Below are 17323 nucleotides of genomic sequence, written 5' to 3'. Positions count from 1 at the left end.
TATTTATGGTTTTTGTGCCCAAAGGGCGAGATCAGACGAGGGCGACGGGCCCGGCGCGAATGCCCTGCACCTGCGCCACCCACAGGCCGGTCTGGTGCCGCGCCAGCGTTGGCAGCACCTCAAGGTGGGTGTGGCGAATGATGGTCGGCGGCTTCGGCTCGTGCGTCAGCAGCGCGTTGAGAGTAGAAAGCAGCGCCAGTTGCGCTACCTGCAAAGGGGGTTCCGCTTCGGCTTCGCTCTCCTGCACCCGCGCATAAACCGCCTGCGGCGCCAGCGCGAAAGAGAGGTGACGAATGACGGTGCGCAGCGCATGTTGCTGCCAATAATCTACGCTGAAGGTAGGACGGCGATGCGCGTCCTGCAGCAGGGCCAGGCTGTTGAAGGTGCCGTTGGCCGAATTTTGCCGGTTAAGGCTGGACGATGTGCTCGGCAATGCGGCCTGATCGGGTGCGCCGGACAAATTGGAAGGCGCGCCAAGCGTGGCCGCAACCATCCCTAACAGGAGATGGGGCCAGAAATAACGTCTGCCAAATTGTCGCCAACGATTTAGAATACCGATCACGAGTTTATAATCCGCCGGAGCCCATTATGCGCGATAGCCGTCCACAATTATTAGATGTCCTGTTCGACGACGCGTCTGCCGGCAGCAAAGGGCCGCTGCATAACGTCCAGCAACGCGCGGTGGCGCTGCTCAAGCTTAACCGTGCAGTGAAGGGCCTGTTGCCCGCTCCCCTGCATCCCTGGTGCCGCGTCGCGAATTTCCGACAGGGTATTTTAGTGCTCGAAACGGCAAATGCCAGTTGGATGATGCGCTTGCGCTACGAACAACCCGCTTTGCTGTCTGCACTACGAGCGCAAATTCTACCATCATTGTCGTCGATCGACATCAGGATTAATCCGGCCTTGATGGCGAAAGGCAACAACCAGGTGCAAAACGCCGAAAAAGCGCCGGAAAAACCCGTGCCGATGCGGCATTTGAGTCTGGAGAGTGCGGAAGAGCTGAGAGGATTAGCGAGCCGTAGCCCGGAGAAACTGCGCAAGATATTGGAACGGCTGGCTGCATTGGCCGGAGAGGGTACCAATACAACCAGTCGTGATAAGTAATCAGCGACACAACTGCAAAACATCTGGCAGCCGACATCACACCATCGTGAGCCTGAATTCTCAGGCTCTCAGGGGATGCGCCTGCCGTTATTCGCAGGCGAGGAAAGCAGACCTTACGCCAATACGGTAGACGGTGCCTTGAATGCCAATGGCATTTCGGCTTCGTCCTGGAAGGTCACGTATTCCCACGCTTCCTGCTTGGCCAGTACGGCCTGCAGCAGTTTGTTGTTCAACGCGTGACCAGACTTGTACGCGGTGAACGCGCCAATGATGTTGTGGCCGCACATGAACAGGTCGCCGATGGCGTCCAGCATTTTGTGACGTACGAATTCGTCTTCGAAACGCAGACCGTCTTCGTTCAGCACGCGGTAGTCGTCTACCACGATGGCGCAGTCGAAGCTGCCGCCCAGGGCCAGGCCGCGGGACTGCAGGTATTCGATATCACGCATGAACCCGAAGGTGCGCGCACGGCTGATTTGACGCACAAAAGACTCAGCCGAGAAATCAAGACGATAGCGCTGAGAGCTGGCGTCGATGGCCGGGTGGTTGAAGTCGATGGTGAAGTCCAGGCGGAACCCGTTATGCGGGGACAGCTCGGCCCACTTGTCGCCATCTTCAACGCGTACGGTCTCTTTCAGACGCAGGAATTTCTTCGCCGAGTTCAGTTCTTCGATGCCGGCATCCAGCAGTAAGAACACGAACGGACTGGCGCTGCCGTCCATGATTGGGATTTCAGCGGCGTCGACTTCGATGACGATGTTGTCGATGCCCAGCCCAGCCAGCGCGGCGTTAAGATGCTCAACGGTCGAAATACGCACGTCATGCTCATTCACCAGGCAAGTACAGAGCATGGTATCACGCACGGATTTTGCATCAGCCGGAAAATCAACCGGTGGATTCAAGTCAGTGCGACGATAGATGACCCCGGTATTAGCCGGCGCTGGGCGCATTGTCAGCGTGACTTTCTTGCCGGTATGCAAACCGACACCAGTCGCCTGAACAATACGTTTTAATGTCCTTTGTTTGATCATCGTTTTATCTCGCAATGTTATCCATCCTACCAGCCAAGCATACAGCAAGGCTGGCGGGACAGTTTAGCACAAAGAGCGGAGATTCCAAATTCTCAGGATATTCTTAGTCTGCCTGTTTACGCAGGAAGGCTGGAATATCAAGATAGTCGGGCTCTTTATTCGGCTGCGCAGCTTGGTCGTTGACCACCTTGGCGGCAGGTTTCACTTCCTGCGGCAGAGGCGACATGCCGTGCTGCTGGTAACGGTGATCCATCACCGGCTGGCTGGCCTGCTTATTGGTCACCAGGGTGATTTCAGGACGCTTGTCCATACCGATACCGGTTGCCACCACGGTGACGCGCAGTTCGTCGTTCATTTCCGGATCCAGCGAGGTACCGATAACCACGGTGGCGTTGTCGGAAGCGAACGCACGGATGGTGTTACCCACGGTTTCGAACTCATCCAGACGCAGGTCGAAGCCGGCGGTGATGTTGACCAGGACGCCGCGCGCGCCGGACAGGTCGATGTCTTCCAGCAGTGGGCTGGAGATCGCCATTTCGGCCGCTTCTTCGGCGCGGTCTTCACCGCAAGCCACGCCGGAACCCATCATCGCGTAGCCCATTTCGGACATCACGGTGCGCACGTCGGCGAAGTCGACGTTCATCAGGCCCGGACGGGTGATCAGCTCGGCGATACCCTGCACCGCGCCTTTGAGCACGTCGTTGGCCGCGCCGAACGCGTCCAGCAGGGAGATGCCGCGACCCAGAACTTTCAACAGCTTGTCGTTCGGGATAGTGATCAGCGAGTCCACGTGTTTGGACAGTTCAGCGATACCCTGCTCCGCGAATGCCATGCGCTTTTTGCCTTCGAAGTTGAAAGGCTTGGTCACCACGGCCACGGTCAGAATACCCAAATCTTTAGCCACTTCAGCCACCACTGGCGCCGCACCGGTACCGGTACCGCCGCCCATGCCGGCCGCGATGAAGACCATGTCTGCGCCGTCCAGCGCTGCGCGCAGGGCTTCGCGGTCTTCTTCCGCTGAATTGCGACCCACTTCCGGGTTCGCGCCCGCACCCAGACCTTTGGTAATACCGCTACCAATCTGGATGGTTTGGCCAACCGCCGTTTTGCGGAGCGCCTGGGCGTCCGTGTTCACAGCGAAGAATTCAACACCTTCGATGCGCTCGCGCACCATGTGTTCAACGGCGTTGCCACCGCCGCCGCCGACGCCGATGACTTTAATCACCGCGTCATTGGTTAGTTCCATTGGTTCAAACATAGTTTCTCTCCGTTTTGTGCCTGTCGCTGCGAGATCATAAAAAGATTACTCAGCATGATCTCTTTGTTGAAACATTAAAACTCTTTTCTCAGCCAGCTATTGATGCGTTTAAACCAATTGCCCACCGAGGCGCGTTTTTCTACTTCTGTCTCACCGCTCAGGTGAGACTCTTTTCCATAGTGCAGCAGACCTACCGCCGTCGAGTAGTAAGGCTCCTGCGCATAATCCGTCAGACCCGTGATGTTCAAGGGTTGGCCGATGCGTACCTGGGTGTGGAACACCCGTTGCGCACAGGCTGCCAGGCCATCAATCTGGGCGGCGCCACCGGTCAGCACGATACCGGCCGCCAGATGATGCTTCACCCCTTGCTGACGCAGTTGCTCCTGCAATTGCAAAATTTCATCGTTAACCAGATTCAACAGTTCGGTGTAGCGTGGCTCAATGACTTCAGCCAGCGTCTGTCTTTGCAGACTGCGCGGAGGACGTCCCCCGACGCTAGGCACCTCTACATTCTCATCCTTGCTAACAATCGACCCAAGCGCACAACCGTGTCGAACTTTAATCGCTTCCGCGTCGGTCGGCGGCGTGCCGAAGGCGTAAGCGATATCGCTGGTGACCACGTTCCCGGCGTAAGGGATCACTTTGGTGTGGCGCAGCGCACCGCCGGTGTACACCGCCATATCCATGGTGCCGCCGCCGATATCCACCACGCAAACGCCGAGTTCGCGTTCATCTTCGGTCAGCACCGCGTAGCTCGCGGCCAGACCGGCGAAAATAAGTTGGTCAACTTTCAGGCCGCAACGTTCCACGGCCTTGACGATGTTCTTCGCCATATCGTTATGGCAGGTAATCAGATGCACCTTGGCCTGCATGCGCACGCCGGACAGCCCAACCGGGTTTTTGATGCCTTCCTGATAATCGATGGCGTATTCCTGAGGAATCACGTGCAGGATGCGGTGTTCGTCGCGCACGCGCACCGATTTGGCGGTGTGCACCACGTTCTCCACGTCGTCCTGCGTCACTTCCTCTTCCGAGATAGGCACCATGCCGATTTCGTTCTGGCAGCTGATGTGTTTGCCCGACAGCGCCAGGTACACCGACGAGATCTGGCAGTCCGCCATCAGCTCGGCCTGATCGATGGCGCGCTGTACGCACTTCACCACCGACTCCAGGTCGTTTACGCCGCCCTTATCCATGCCGCGAGACGGGCAGCTGCCCACCCCGATAATGTTGACCATGCCATCGGGCAGAACTTCCCCTACCAACGCGGAGACTTTTGCAGTACCGATCTCCAGTCCAACTACCAGTTTTCTGTCCGTCGACTTGATCATTGTTGTTTTGCCTGTGCCTGATTCTGTTGCTGATTACTGTTTTGCTGACCGCCAAGCGCCTGCGGATCGACCAACACCGGAGCCCACCCTACCGAAGCGCCGGACTCGTAGCGCAGATCGACATAGCTGACACGCTTGCTCTCCGCCTGGCCCTGCTGCTGCAATACCGGGTAAAGCTCGATAAACCGCTGCAAACGCCCGTTGCGGTCATCGCGCCCCAGCTCAAGCCGGACATCGTTGTCCAGCGCCAGCTGCCAGGAATGGCGCGCGGTCATCGCCGCCATTTTCAGCGTATATTTGCTGGCCGCCAACGTGGCGCTCATCGCCCGATAGCCTTCCAGCACATCCTGCTCGCTCCCTTCCGGCCCGTAGAGCAGCGGCAACTTCTGCTTGCCCGCCCGCTCCGCCGGCACGCTGAACGCTTTGCCCTCGGCGTCCACCATGTGCAAATCGTTCCAGCGTGCCACCGGGACATACTCCACCAGATGGATCTTCAGCTCATCCGGCCATTGTTTGCGCACGCTGGCCTGCTTGATCCACGGCAGACGTTCGATCTGCTGCTGGATAACGTCCACATCCTGCGTCATAAAGGTGCCGGGCGCGCCCAGCGCCAGGATCGCCTGACGAATATCATCGTTGGTGGTGTAATGGCGCTCGCCGGTCACCACCAGCCTTGAGAGCGGCAGGCGACTGGCGTCTTTCATCCAGCCAAGCACCGCCCAACCGCTCCACACGACCGTTCCCAACACCATCAGCAGGAAAATCATTCCCGCCAACTGGGTTCCATTGCTGCGGCGCGGGCCGTTATCCACCTCGCGATCGCGCGCATTCAGGGCAGCTTGCGACATATCAGTCGGCCAACTCCAAAATTCTCGCCACTAGCTGCGAGAAGCTTAATCCAAACTGGCGCGCCGCCATCGGCACCAGGCTATGACTGGTCATGCCCGGAGAGGTGTTCACCTCAAGCAGATAGAAGCTGCCATCGCTGTCTTGCATCACGTCGACGCGGCCCCAGCCGCTGCAGTCCAGACCGCGGTAGGCGCGCAGCGCCAACGCCGCCATCTCGGCTTCCTGCTCGGCGCTCAAACCGCTCGGGCAGAAGTACTGCGTATCGTCCGAAATGTACTTGGCCTGGTAGTCGTAAAACACGCCGGCCGGCTGGATGCGGATCGACGGCAACACCTGGTCACCCAGCATCGCCACGGTGTATTCCGGGCCGCTCAACCACTTCTCCACCAGCACGTCGTCGTCATGGCGGAAGGCTTCTTCCAGCGCCGCTGCCAACGCCGCGCTTTCGGTGACCTTGCTCATGCCGACGCTGGAGCCTTCACGGCTCGGCTTGACGATCAGCGGCAGGCCGAGATCCGCCACGCGCGCCAGCAGCGCCGCTTTTTCGGCGCCGAGATAGAGCTGGCGATTCAGCGCCACGTAAGGCGCCACCGGCAAGCCCATCGACTGCCACACCATCTTGGTGCGCCATTTGTCCATGGTCAGCGCCGAGGCCATCACGCCGCTGCCGGTATAAGGCAGCTCGAGGAACTCCAGCAGCCCCTGCAGGGTGCCGTCCTCGCCGCCGCGGCCGTGCAGCGCGATAAACACTTTGGTGAACCCCTGCTCTTTCAGCTGGGTCACCGGGAAATCGCGGGTATCGACGCCGTGCGCATCGATACCGGCTTCGCGCAACCCGGCCAGCACCGCGGCGCCGGACTGCAGAGAAACGTCACGTTCAGCGGAGGTGCCGCCCAGCAGAACTGCAACTTTATCAGCCATGGTGCTCCTCCTCTTTCTTCGGCGGCTGCAGCTTCAGCTCGGCCAATTTACGGGCGATTTTGCCCACGTTGCCGGCGCCTTGCACCAGCACCAAATCGTCATCCTGCAGCAGCTGCGCCAGGGTTTCCGGCACGGTATCGGCATCGGAAACCAGGATCGGATCCAGCTTGCCGCGGCTGCGGATGGTGCGGCACAGCGAGCGGCTGTCCGCGCCCGGGATCGGCGCTTCGCCGGCGGCGTACACGTCGAGCATCAGCAGCACATCCACCTGCGACAGCACGTTGGCGAAATCGTCGTACAGATCGCGGGTGCGCGTGTAGCGGTGCGGCTGGAAGATCATCACCAGACGCTTGTCCGGCCAACCGGCGCGCGCCGCCTTCAGCGTGGCGTCCACTTCGGTCGGATGGTGGCCGTAATCGTCCACCAGCATCGCGCTGCCCGTTTTGCCGTTGACCGGCTCCAGCGGAAACTCGCCGAGAAAATCGAAGCGGCGCCCGGTGCCCTGGAAGCCCGCCAGCGCGCGCAGGATATCTTCGTCGTCGATGCCTTCTTCGGTCGCTACCGCCACCGCCGCCGCTGCGTTCAACGCATTGTGGCGGCCCGGCGCGTTCAGCGTCACCGTCAGCAACGGTTTGTCCTGACGGCTCAGGGTAAAGTGCCCCTGCGGCCCAATCTGCCGGTAGTCTTCGATGCGCACGTCGGCATCTTCACTGAAGCCGTAGGTGGTGATATGGCGACCCACGCGCGGCAGCAGCTCACGCACCACCGGATCGTCGATGCACATCACCGCGCGACCGTAGAACGGCAGGTTGTGCAAGAAATTGATAAACGTCTGCTTCAGGTTCTCGAAGTCACCCTGGTAGGTGTCCATGTGGTCGGCTTCGATGTTGGTGACCACGGCCACCATCGGCTGCAGATGCAGGAACGACGCATCGCTCTCATCCGCTTCCGCGATCAGATAACGGCTGGACCCCAGTCGTGCGTGGGTGCCCGCCGCCTTCACCAGCCCGCCGTTAACGAAGGTCGGGTCCAGGCGGGCTTCGGCGTAAATGCTCGAGACCATCGCCGTGGTGGTGGTTTTGCCGTGCGTGCCGGCGATAGCGATGCCGTGGCGAAAACGCATCAGCTCCGCCAGCATTTCAGCGCGGCGGATCACCGGGATGCGCGCTTCACGGGCGGCGACGATCTCCGGGTTGTCGGCGGAGATGGCGGTAGAAACCACCACCACGCTCGCATCCAGCACGTTTTCCGGACGGTGATTGAAATAAATCGTCGCCCCGAGCGCGCTCAACTGCTGGGTCACCGGATTCGGCGCCAGGTCGGAGCCGCTGATCTGATACCCTTCGTTTGCCAACACTTCGGCGATACCACCCATGCCGGCGCCACCGATGCCGACAAAGTGAATGTGCCGGACGCGACGCATCTCAGGCACGATAGTACGTAGTTTCGCCAGTTGTTGTGTATTCATCACTCTCTCTAATCCGGATCCGGTACCCCGGCCCTACATCACATTGCTTTTATTCAGGTTCGGCGCGCCGAACCCCTGCACTCGTTACTTGGCGAGCCGCACCAGCTCCGCCGCCACGCGCTCGGTGGCGTCCGGAATGGCGACCGCGCGCGCTTTCTCGGCCATGGCCAGCAGCGTCTTGCGATCCCAGCTCGCCAGCAGTTCGGCCACCACATCGGCGTTGAACTGCGGCTGTTCGATAATCTTCGCCGCGCCGGCTTCTTCCAGCGGGCGTGCGTTCCAGTACTGTTGACGATCCTTGTGCATGAACGGCACGAAGATCGCCGGCAGCCCCGCCGCCGCGATTTCGCTGACGGTCAACGCGCCGGAGCGGCAGACCACCACGTCGGCCCAGGCATAGGCGGCGGCCATGTCGTCGATGAACTCGGTCACCTTGTGCTGCGTCTGCCCTACCCTCTCGTAGTCGCGCAGCACCGTTTCCAGCGCGCCCTTGCCCACCTGATGCCAGAGCGTAATTCTATCGCCCAAACGCGCCGCGACTTCAGGAACAGTCTGATTCAGCACGCGGGCGCCCTGACTTCCGCCAATCACCAGCACGCGGATCGGGCCTTCGCGCCCTTGCAACCGCTCCGCCGGCAACGGCAGCGCCAGCACGTCGGTACGCACCGGGTTGCCCACCACCTCGGCGTTCGGGAACGCGCCGGGGAAGGCCTGCATCACTTTGGCGGCGATGCGCGCCAGCCAGCGGTTGGTCAGGCCGGCGATGCCATTCTGCTCATGCAACACCACCGGGATGCCGCACTGCCAGGCCGCCAGGCCGCCGGGGCCGGAAACGTAACCGCCCATCCCCAGCACCACATCCGGTTGATAACTGCGCATGATGGCTTTCGCCTGGCGCACCGCCTGCCAGATGCGCAATGGCGCGGTCAGCTGGGCCTTCAGGCCCTTGCCGCGCAGGCCGGAGATGCGGATAAAATCAATCTCGATCCCATGCTTCGGCACCAGATCGGCTTCCATACGGTCTGCGGTTCCGAGCCAACGCACCTGCCAGCCCTGCGCCATCAGATGATGCGCGACCGCCAGCCCCGGGAACACGTGCCCGCCGGTACCGCCTGCCATCACCATTAAACGCTTAGGTTTCCCGCTCATCCCTTACCTCTTCACAAACGCCTGAGCCTTGGTCAGGCGCGTTTCATAATCAATTCGCAGCAACAGCACGATCGCCGTCGACATAATCAGCAAGCTCGAGCCGCCGTAACTGATCAGCGGCAGCGTCAGACCTTTGGTCGGCAGCATGCCTGCGGCGGCGCCGACGTTAACCAGCGCCTGGAAGCTGAACCACACGCCGATCGCGCAGGCCAAGAAGCCGGAGAAGCGTTGGTCGATCTCCAGCGCGCGGCGCCCGATGGACATCGCGCGAAAAGCGACGAAGAATACCATTAACAGGGCTAAAACCACACCGATATAGCCCAGTTCTTCACCCAAAATGGAGAAGATGAAGTCGGTGTGCGCTTCCGGCAAATACTCCAGTTTCTGCACCGAGTTGCCGAGCCCCTGCCCCCAGAACTCGCCGCGACCGAACGCCATCAGCGACTGGGTCAACTGGTAGCCGCTGCCGAACGGGTCGGCCCACGGGTTCCAGAACGAGGTCACGCGGCGCATACGGTACGGTTCCGCGATAATCAGCAGCACCACGGCGAACACGCCGGAGCCGATGATCGCCAGGAACTGCCACATTTTCGCACCGGCCAGGAACAGCATCGCCAGCGTGGTGATGAACAGCACCACCACGGTGCCGAGGTCCGGCTGCGCCAGCAGCAGCACCGCCAGCACCACCATGACGCCCATCGGCTTGCAGAAGCCCCAGAAGTTGCTGCGCACCTCTTCCACCTTGCGCACCAGATAGCTCGCCAGGTAGCAGAACAGCGACAGCTTGGACAGCTCCGCTGGCTGAATACGCAGCGGGCCGAGCGCGATCCAGCGCGAGGCCCCGTTCACCGAGCTCCCCACCACCAGGACGATCAGCAGCATCACGATCGACATCAGCAGCATCACGTTGCTGTAGCGCTGCCAAACTTCCATCGGGATGCGCAGCGTCACCAGCGACAGGCCGAACGCCAGGCCGAGGTACAGCGCATCGCGTTTGGCGAACAGGAACGGATCGTCCGCCAGGCGTTGGCCGATCGGCATCGACGCCGAGGTCACCATCACGAAGCCGATGATCGCCAACCCGAAGGTCAGCCACAGCAGGGTGCGATCGTACAGCACCATGTTGACCGCGTCGTTGTCGCGCGCGCCGGTCACCCAGTCTTTCAGCCGTTCTGTCAGCCCGAAGTTCGGCAAGCGTAGTTTCATCCGCCAAGCTCCTGCGCCAGGCGGGCGAACTCATCGCCGCGCACTTCAAAATTACGGAACTGATCGAGACTGGCGCAGGCCGGCGACAACAGCACCATATCGCCGGGCTGTACGCGGCCGGCGATGGTGCGCATCGCCTGCTCCATGGTCTCGGTCAGCGTCGCCACTTCCGGCCGCAGCTGCGCCAGCTGGGCGCCGTCGCGGCCAAAGCAATACAAACGCACGTTGTCGCCCTGCAGATAGCGCGCCAGCGGCGAGAAATCGGCGGACTTGCCGTCGCCGCCCAGCAGCAGATGCAGCGTGCCGTCCACCTGCAGGCCGTTCAGCGCCGCTTCGGTGCTGCCGACGTTGGTGGCTTTGGAATCGTTGATCCAACGCACGCCGTTGTTCTCCCAGGCCAGCTGGAAGCGGTGCGCCAGGCCGGTGAAGGTGGTCAGCGCCTTCAGGCTGGAGGCACGCGGGATATTGACCGCATCCGCCAGCGCCAGCGCCGCCAGAGCGTTGGTGTAATTGTGGCGGCCGGTCAGCTTCATCTCGCGCGTGTTCAGCACCTTCTCACCGCGCACCCGCAGCCAGGTTTCCCCCTGCTGACGGTTCAGGTGATAGTCGCCCACGTCCGCCCCGAAGCTGACGCAGCGTTCGTCGGCGCCGCGCACCGGCATGGTCAGCGCATCGTCCGCGTTCACCACGCACACCGCGGCGTTTTCATACACGCGCAGCTTGGCGCCGCGATACTGCTGCAGGCCGAACGGATAGCGATCCATATGATCTTCGGTCACGTTCAGGATGGTCGCCGCCGCCGCCCGCAGGCTATACGTCGTTTCCAGCTGGAAGCTGGACAGCTCCAGCACATACAGCTGACATTCCTGACGCAACAGGCTCAGCGCCGGCAGGCCGATATTGCCGCCCACGCCCACCGCCCAACCGGCGGCTTTCGCCATCTCGCCCACCAGGGTGGTGACGGTGCTCTTGCCGTTGGAGCCGGTAATCGCCACGATCGGCGCCTGCGCCTCGCGGCAGAACAGTTCGACGTCGCCGACGATTTCCACGCCGGCTTCCGCCGCGGCGCTCAATGCCGGGGTCGCCAGCGCGACGCCCGGGCTGGCGACGATCAGATCCGCCGCCAGCAGCCAGTCCTGGTTCAGATCGCCCAGATGGCGCTCCACGCTTTCAGGCAGTTTGTCCAACCCTGGCGGCGCGATACGGGTATCCATCACGCGCGGCGTCACGCCGCGCGCCATGAAGAAATCGACACAGGACAGGCCGGTGAGGCCCAACCCGATGATGACGACTTTTCTACCCTGATAGTCTGCCATGATTAACGCACCTTCAGCGTTGCCAGGCCAATCAGCACCAGCATCAGCGAAATGATCCAGAAGCGCACGATCACGCGCGGCTCCGGCCAGCCTTTCAATTCATAGTGGTGGTGAATCGGCGCCATGCGGAAAATGCGTTGTCCGCGCAGCTTGAACGATCCCACCTGCAGGATCACCGACAGCGTCTCTACCACGAACACGCCGCCCATGATCACCAACAAGAACTCCTGGCGCAGCAGCACCGCGATGGTGCCCAGCGCGCCGCCCAGCGCCAGCGAACCGACGTCGCCCATAAACACCTGAGCCGGGTAGGTGTTGAACCACAGGAACCCGAGGCCGGCGCCGACGATGGCGGTGCAGACGATCACCAACTCACCGGCATGACGCAGATACGGAATATGCAGGTAGTTGGCGAAGTTCATGTTACCGGTCGCCCAGGCCACCAGCGCGAAACCGGCCGCCACGAATACCGTCGGCATAATCGCCAGGCCGTCCAGACCGTCGGTCAGGTTGACCGCGTTGCTGGTGCCGACGATGACGAAATAGGCCAGCAGGATGTACAGCAAGCCCAACTGCGGCATCACGTCCTTAAAGAACGGCACAACCAGCTCGGTGGCTGGCGTGTCTTTTCCTACGGCGTACATGGCGAATGCGACAATCAGCGCAATCACCGACTGCCAGAAATACTTCCAGCGGGCGATCAGTCCTTTGGTGTCCTTACGCACCACCTTGCGGTAGTCATCGACGAAACCGACAATGCCGTAACCCACCAGCACAAACAGCACGCACCAGACATACGGGTTGGACGGATAGGCCCACATCAGCACCGAAATGGTGATGGAGGTCAGGATCATGATGCCGCCCATGGTCGGCGTGCCGCGTTTGCTGAAGTGCGACTCGGGGCCGTCGTTACGCACCACCTGGCCGAAGGACATTTCTTGCAGACGCTTGATCACCCGCGGGCCCATCCACAGCGACAGGAACAGCGCGGTCAGCAGGCTGACAATGGCTCGGAACGTCAGATAAGAAAAGACGTTGAAGCCTGAGTAATACTTGACCAAATGCTCGGCCAGCCAAACTAACATGGTGCTTTCTCCTGTAACGCGCGTACTACCTGCTCCATTGCGGCACTACGTGAACCTTTGATTAACACGGTGATGACCGCATGTTCCGACAGTAATTCCGCCACGCGCGCGATCACTGCTGTCTTGTCCTGATAATGTTCGCCGTTGCCGGAAGCCTCGCTCAGCACGCGGCTCAACCCGCCGACGCTGATCACTTTATCGACCCCGGCCTGGCGGGCGGCTTCACCCACCTGACGGTGGCACTCTTCCGCTTCTGCGCCCAGCTCGGCCATATCGCCGACCACCATCACGCGGTAGCCCGGCATCTCCGCCAGCACCTGCGCCGCCGCGGTCATCGACCCGACGTTGGCGTTGTAGCTGTCGTCCAGCAGCAGCTTGCCTTCGGCCAGCGCCACCGGGAACAAACGCCCCGGCACCGCCTGCAATTGTTTTAACCCCTGACGCACCGCTTCCAGGGTGGCGCCCACCGACATCGCCAGCGCCGTGGCCGCCAGCGCGTTGGCCACGTTGTGGCGCCCCGGCAGCGGCAGTGCGATCTCGGCGGTGCCGAACGGGCTGTGCAGCGTAAACTGCGTGCCTGCGCCGTTCACCCGCACGTCGTCCGCGAAGAAGTCCACGCCTTTGGCCGCCTGCGGCGAGAAGCGCCAGACGGTTTTGCCGCCCAGCATGCTCTGCCAGTGCGGCCAGTCGTTGTTATCGGCGTTGATGATCGCCACGCCGTCGGCCGGCAGGCCGGTAAAGATTTCACCTTTCGCCTGGGCGACGCCGGCCAGCGAGCCGAAGCCTTCCAGGTGCGCCGCCGCCAGGTTGTTCACCAAAGCGGTCTGCGGACGCGTCAATGCGGTGGTGTAAGCAATTTCGCCAATGTGGTTAGCGCCCAGCTCTATCACGGCAAAATCATGCTGCGGCTCCAGACGCAACAGCGTCAACGGCACGCCGATGTCGTTATTGAAGTTGCCGGCGGTATACAGCACTTCGCCGCATTCACGCAGAATGGCGGCGGTCATTTCTTTCACCGATGTCTTGCCCGAGGAACCGGTCAGCGCCACCACGCGCGCCGGCACCTGCTGACGCACCCAGGCGCCAAGCTGCCCCAGCGCCAGACGGGTGTCTTTCACCACCAGCTGCGGCACGTCCACCAATAAGCGCTTACTGACCAGCAACGCCCCGGCGCCTGCGGCTACGGCATCCGCCGCGAAGTCGTGCGCGTCGAAACGCTCGCCTTTCAGCGCCACAAACAGGCAACCGGCGGTCACCTTGCGGGTGTCTGTCGTCACCTCGACAATTTGGCAATCGGCGCCGATCGGTTCAGCGCTCAATACCTCAGCCAGTGTCTGAAGAGAGACAGGGATCATGCCAACACCCCCAGCAGTCGGGCGACCGTCGTGCGGTCGGAGTAATCCAGGCGGCGGTTGCCCACCAGCTGATAATCTTCATGGCCTTTGCCCGCCACCAACACCACATCCTGCTCCTGCGCCTGCATGATGGCGCTGGTCACCGCTTCGGCGCGGCCGTGGATCACCAGCGCCTGCCCGGCGTCCAGCAATCCGGTCAGGATATCGTTGATAATCGCGCGCGGCTCTTCGGTACGCGGGTTGTCATCGGTGATCACCACGCGATCGGCGAACTGCTCGGCGATGCCGCCCATCAGCGGACGCTTGCCCTTGTCGCGATCGCCGCCGCAGCCGAAGACGCACCACAGCTGCCCCTGGCAGTGCAGGCGCGCCGCTTCCAGCGCTTTCTCCAGCGCATCCGGCGTGTGGGCGTAATCCACCACGACCGTCGGTTTGCCCGGCGCGTTGAACACTTCCATGCGGCCGCAGACCGGCTGCAGACGGTTGCCGGTTTCCACCAGCGCCTCCAGCGGGTAGCCCAGCGACAGCAGCGTCGCCAATGCCAACAGCAGATTGCTGACGTTGAAAGCGCCCATCAGGCGGCTTTCGATCTCGCCGTCGCCCCAGCTGGAGCTGAACCGAACCGTGGCGCCGTTGTCGTGATAATCGACCGCCGTGGTTTTCAGCCAGCGGCCGTGACAGCCCGGCTGCAGGTTGCCCTGCATCGTCACCGCCACCGCATCCGGCAGCTTGCTCAGCCAGCGCTGGCCGACTTCATCGTCGGCGTTGATGATCGCCTGCCCCACATTGTGGGCGGCGAACAGCGACCATTTGGCCGCTTCGTAATTGGCCATGTCACCGTGGTAATCCAGGTGATCGCGGCTCAGGTTGGTGAAGACCGCGGCAGCGAACGGCAGCGCCGCCACCCGGTGTTGCACCAAACCGTGGGATGAGACTTCCATCGCGGCGAAGGTCGCGCCCTGTTCCGCCAAGTCGTTTAATACGTGTTGAACATCCACCGCAGAACCGGTGGTATTCTCGGTCGGGCAGACCTGGCCCAGCAGACCGTTGCCGACAGTGCCCATCACCGCGCTGGTTTCGCCCAGCAGTTGGCTCCACTGCGCCAACAACTGTGTGGTGGTGGTTTTGCCGTTGGTGCCGGTCACGCCGACCAAGCGCAGACGCTCGCCCGGCTGATGGTAAAAACGCCCGGCCAGCGCGGAAAGGCGCTGGTTCAGTTGGCTCAGGTAGATCACCGGCACGCCGTGCATCTCAACGATGGCGCCGTCTTCGGCCTGACCGTCAGCTTCGGCGATCACGGCGGCGACGCCCTGCGCAATGGCCTGCGGAATATAGCGGCGTCCATCCGTTTGATGGCCGACCACGGCGACAAACAGATCCCCGGCAGCCGCCACACGGCTGTCTAATGTCATTTCCCGCAGCGCGCGCCCGGGCGCCGTCGGCACCCACGGGGCGAGTAAGTCGCGCAAATTACGATCTGCCACCTGAACCCTCTTTCTTGTTAATCACTAATTCGCTTTTGTCACCGGTGGGCAACGCGTCAGGCTCGACGTTCATGGTGCGCAAGACGCCGCCCATGATGGCGCCGAACACCGGCGCGGAGATTGCGCCACCATAGTATTTCCCACCCTGCGGGTCGTTGATGACGACCACCAGGGCAAAACGGGGGTTACTTGCCGGCGCGACGCCGGCGGTATAAGCGATGTATCGGTTGACGTATTTGCCGTCCGGGCCCACTTTTTTCGCGGTACCGGTTTTGATGGCGATACGGTATCCCTTGATGGCGGCTTTCACGCCGCCGCCGCCCGGCAAGGCCACGCTTTCCATCATGTGCACCACGGTGCGCACCAGAGGTTCAGGGAAAACGCGTTCGCCGGCGACCGGAGGGTCAACCTTGGTGATCGACAATGGGCGATACACGCCCAGACTGCCGATCGTTGCATAGACTCGCGCCAACTGTAACGGAGTTACCATCAGCCCGTAGCCGAAAGAGAAGGTGGCCCTCTCTATGTCAGACCACCGTTGTTTTTTTGGGTATATGCCACTGCTTTCTCCGACCAGCCCCAAATTGGTCGCTTTTCCCAGCCCAAAACGAGAGTAAGTATCTACTAACGCTGAGGACGGCATCGCTAACGCCAGCTTTGAAACACCGACGTTACTCGACTTCTGCAAGATCCCGGTCAATGACAGCTCCGAGTACCGCGCCACGTCTTTGATCTCGTGGCCCTGAATGCGGTACGGGATGGTGTTCAGCACGCTGTTTTCTCGCACCACGCCGTTTTGCAGCGCGGTCATCACCACCATTGGCTTCACGGTTGAACCGGGTTCAAAAATATCGGTGATAGCGCGGTTACGCATGGTTTCTTTCGGCGTACCGGCCATGTTGTTCGGGTTGTAAGACGGGCTGTTGGCCATCGCCAGCACTTCGCCGGTGTTCACGTCGATCAGCACCGCAGTGCCCGATTCGGCCTTGTTGAACGCCACGGCGTTGTTCAGCTCGCGATACACCAGCGCCTGCAGGCGCTCATCGACGCTCAGCACCAGGTTATGCGCCGCCTGGCTGTCGACGGAGGAGATATCTTCAATCACTCGGCCGAAGCGGTCCTTGCGCACCGTTCTCTCGCCCGGTTGCCCGGTCAGCCAGCGATCGAAGCTCTTCTCGACGCCTTCGATGCCTTGCCCGTCGATGTTGGTCACGCCGATGATGTGCGACGTCACCTGCCCCGCCGGGTAGTAACGGCGCGACTCCTGCCGCAGGTAGATCCCCGGCAGCTTGAGTTTGTGGATGTAATCGCCGATCGCCGGGTTAACCTGGCGCGCCAGATAAACGAAGCGCCCTTTCGGGTTGGCGTTGATGCGGTTGGAAAGCTGGTCCAGCGGGATGTTGAGCGCATCGGAAAGCGCTTTCCAACGGCTGTCCAGCGTGATGCCGCCGCGTTCGTTCAGCTCTTTCGGATCGGCCCACACCGCATTCACCGGCACGCTGACCGCCAACGGACGGCCAGCGCGATCGCTGATCATGCCGCGCGCGGTCGGCACTTCCTGCACGCGCAGCGAACGCATGTCGCCTTCTTTCACCAGACGATCGGGGTTGATGACCTGCAGGTACGCGACGCGCAGCATCAGGCCAACCATCGCCAGCAAAATGCAGCCGCACAGCAACGCAAAACGCCAGCTGACAAAGCTGGCCTGATCTTCCTGGCGTCTCAACTTACCGGGGCGCGCTGCTTTCATGCGTTTCCTTTCTACT

Annotated in this window: 15 protein-coding genes; 1 reads left to right on the top strand and 14 read right to left on the bottom strand. The window is 61.5% G+C overall.

Annotated features, from left to right (window positions below):
• Nucleotides 1–31 precede the first annotated feature (31 nt).
• Nucleotides 32–562, bottom strand: a complete 531-nt coding sequence (secM, locus tag J9788_RS16540) for a secA translation cis-regulator SecM (RefSeq protein ID WP_033641856.1) — start codon at nt 560–562, stop codon at nt 32–34.
• Between the two features lie 26 nt (nt 563–588).
• Between secM and J9788_RS16535 the strand changes: the two genes are divergently transcribed.
• The gene (locus J9788_RS16535; RefSeq protein ID WP_046898125.1) at nt 589–1104 is read left to right on the top strand and encodes a DUF721 domain-containing protein; all 516 of its coding nucleotides are present in this window, start codon (nt 589–591) and stop codon (nt 1102–1104) included.
• Between the two features lie 113 nt (nt 1105–1217).
• Here the strand turns inward: J9788_RS16535 and lpxC are convergent, their stop codons facing one another.
• The 13 genes from lpxC to J9788_RS16470 form a co-directional block, all read right to left on the bottom strand.
• Complete coding sequence (gene lpxC / locus J9788_RS16530; protein ID WP_025159644.1) at nt 1218–2135, bottom strand: UDP-3-O-acyl-N-acetylglucosamine deacetylase; 918 nt, start codon at nt 2133–2135, stop codon at nt 1218–1220.
• A gap of 103 nt (nt 2136–2238) precedes the next feature.
• Nucleotides 2239–3393 carry a cell division protein FtsZ gene (ftsZ, locus tag J9788_RS16525; RefSeq protein ID WP_004932757.1) on the bottom strand — a complete coding sequence of 385 codons (1155 nt, stop codon included), beginning with the start codon at nt 3391–3393 and terminating at the stop codon, nt 2239–2241.
• A 74-nt stretch (nt 3394–3467) separates the two neighbouring features.
• Entirely contained in the window at nt 3468–4724 is a 1257-nt protein-coding gene (gene ftsA, locus J9788_RS16520; protein ID WP_004932758.1) for a cell division protein FtsA, read from the bottom strand.
• Nucleotides 4721–5572, bottom strand: a complete 852-nt coding sequence (ftsQ, locus tag J9788_RS16515; RefSeq protein ID WP_004932761.1) for a cell division protein FtsQ — start codon at nt 5570–5572, stop codon at nt 4721–4723. The genes ftsA and ftsQ overlap by 4 nt, the downstream gene beginning before the upstream one ends.
• A gap of 1 nt (nt 5573) precedes the next feature.
• Nucleotides 5574–6494: a D-alanine--D-alanine ligase gene (locus J9788_RS16510; RefSeq protein ID WP_182265289.1), complete on the bottom strand. Its 921-nt coding sequence runs from the start codon at nt 6492–6494 to the stop codon at nt 5574–5576.
• Complete coding sequence (murC, locus tag J9788_RS16505) at nt 6487–7962, bottom strand: UDP-N-acetylmuramate--L-alanine ligase (protein ID WP_046898124.1); 1476 nt, start codon at nt 7960–7962, stop codon at nt 6487–6489. The genes J9788_RS16510 and murC overlap by 8 nt, the downstream gene beginning before the upstream one ends.
• An 84-nt stretch (nt 7963–8046) precedes the next feature.
• On the bottom strand, nt 8047–9111 hold the full coding sequence (gene murG / locus J9788_RS16500; RefSeq protein ID WP_004932773.1) for an undecaprenyldiphospho-muramoylpentapeptide beta-N-acetylglucosaminyltransferase: 1065 nt from the start codon (nt 9109–9111) through the stop codon (nt 8047–8049).
• Nucleotides 9112–9114: 3 nt separating this feature from the next.
• The gene (gene ftsW, locus J9788_RS16495; protein WP_015376649.1) at nt 9115–10317 is read right to left on the bottom strand and encodes a cell division protein FtsW; all 1203 of its coding nucleotides are present in this window, start codon (nt 10315–10317) and stop codon (nt 9115–9117) included.
• Nucleotides 10314–11633, bottom strand: a complete 1320-nt coding sequence (gene murD, locus J9788_RS16490; RefSeq protein WP_182265288.1) for a UDP-N-acetylmuramoyl-L-alanine--D-glutamate ligase — start codon at nt 11631–11633, stop codon at nt 10314–10316. The genes ftsW and murD overlap by 4 nt, the downstream gene beginning before the upstream one ends.
• Nucleotides 11634–11635: 2 nt before the next feature.
• The gene (gene mraY, locus J9788_RS16485) at nt 11636–12718 is read right to left on the bottom strand and encodes a phospho-N-acetylmuramoyl-pentapeptide-transferase (protein ID WP_004932782.1); all 1083 of its coding nucleotides are present in this window, start codon (nt 12716–12718) and stop codon (nt 11636–11638) included.
• Nucleotides 12712–14073 carry a UDP-N-acetylmuramoyl-tripeptide--D-alanyl-D-alanine ligase gene (gene murF, locus J9788_RS16480; protein WP_182265287.1) on the bottom strand — a complete coding sequence of 454 codons (1362 nt, stop codon included), beginning with the start codon at nt 14071–14073 and terminating at the stop codon, nt 12712–12714. The genes mraY and murF overlap by 7 nt, the downstream gene beginning before the upstream one ends.
• Nucleotides 14070–15557 (bottom strand): UDP-N-acetylmuramoyl-L-alanyl-D-glutamate--2,6-diaminopimelate ligase, encoded by a 1488-nt coding sequence (murE, locus tag J9788_RS16475; protein WP_038873471.1) that lies wholly within the window; start codon nt 15555–15557, stop codon nt 14070–14072. The genes murF and murE overlap by 4 nt, the downstream gene beginning before the upstream one ends.
• The gene (locus tag J9788_RS16470; protein WP_004932790.1) at nt 15544–17307 is read right to left on the bottom strand and encodes a peptidoglycan glycosyltransferase FtsI; all 1764 of its coding nucleotides are present in this window, start codon (nt 17305–17307) and stop codon (nt 15544–15546) included. Before J9788_RS16470 ends, murE begins: the two co-directional genes overlap by 14 nt.
• Between the last annotated feature and the right edge of the window lie 16 nt (nt 17308–17323).

The sequence above is a fragment of the Serratia sp. X10 genome, from assembly GCF_017811775.1.
Lineage (GTDB): Bacteria > Pseudomonadota > Gammaproteobacteria > Enterobacterales > Enterobacteriaceae > Serratia > Serratia ureilytica.
Note: the sequence above shows the minus strand (reverse complement) of the source record. Positions and strands in the feature narration are given on the sequence as shown.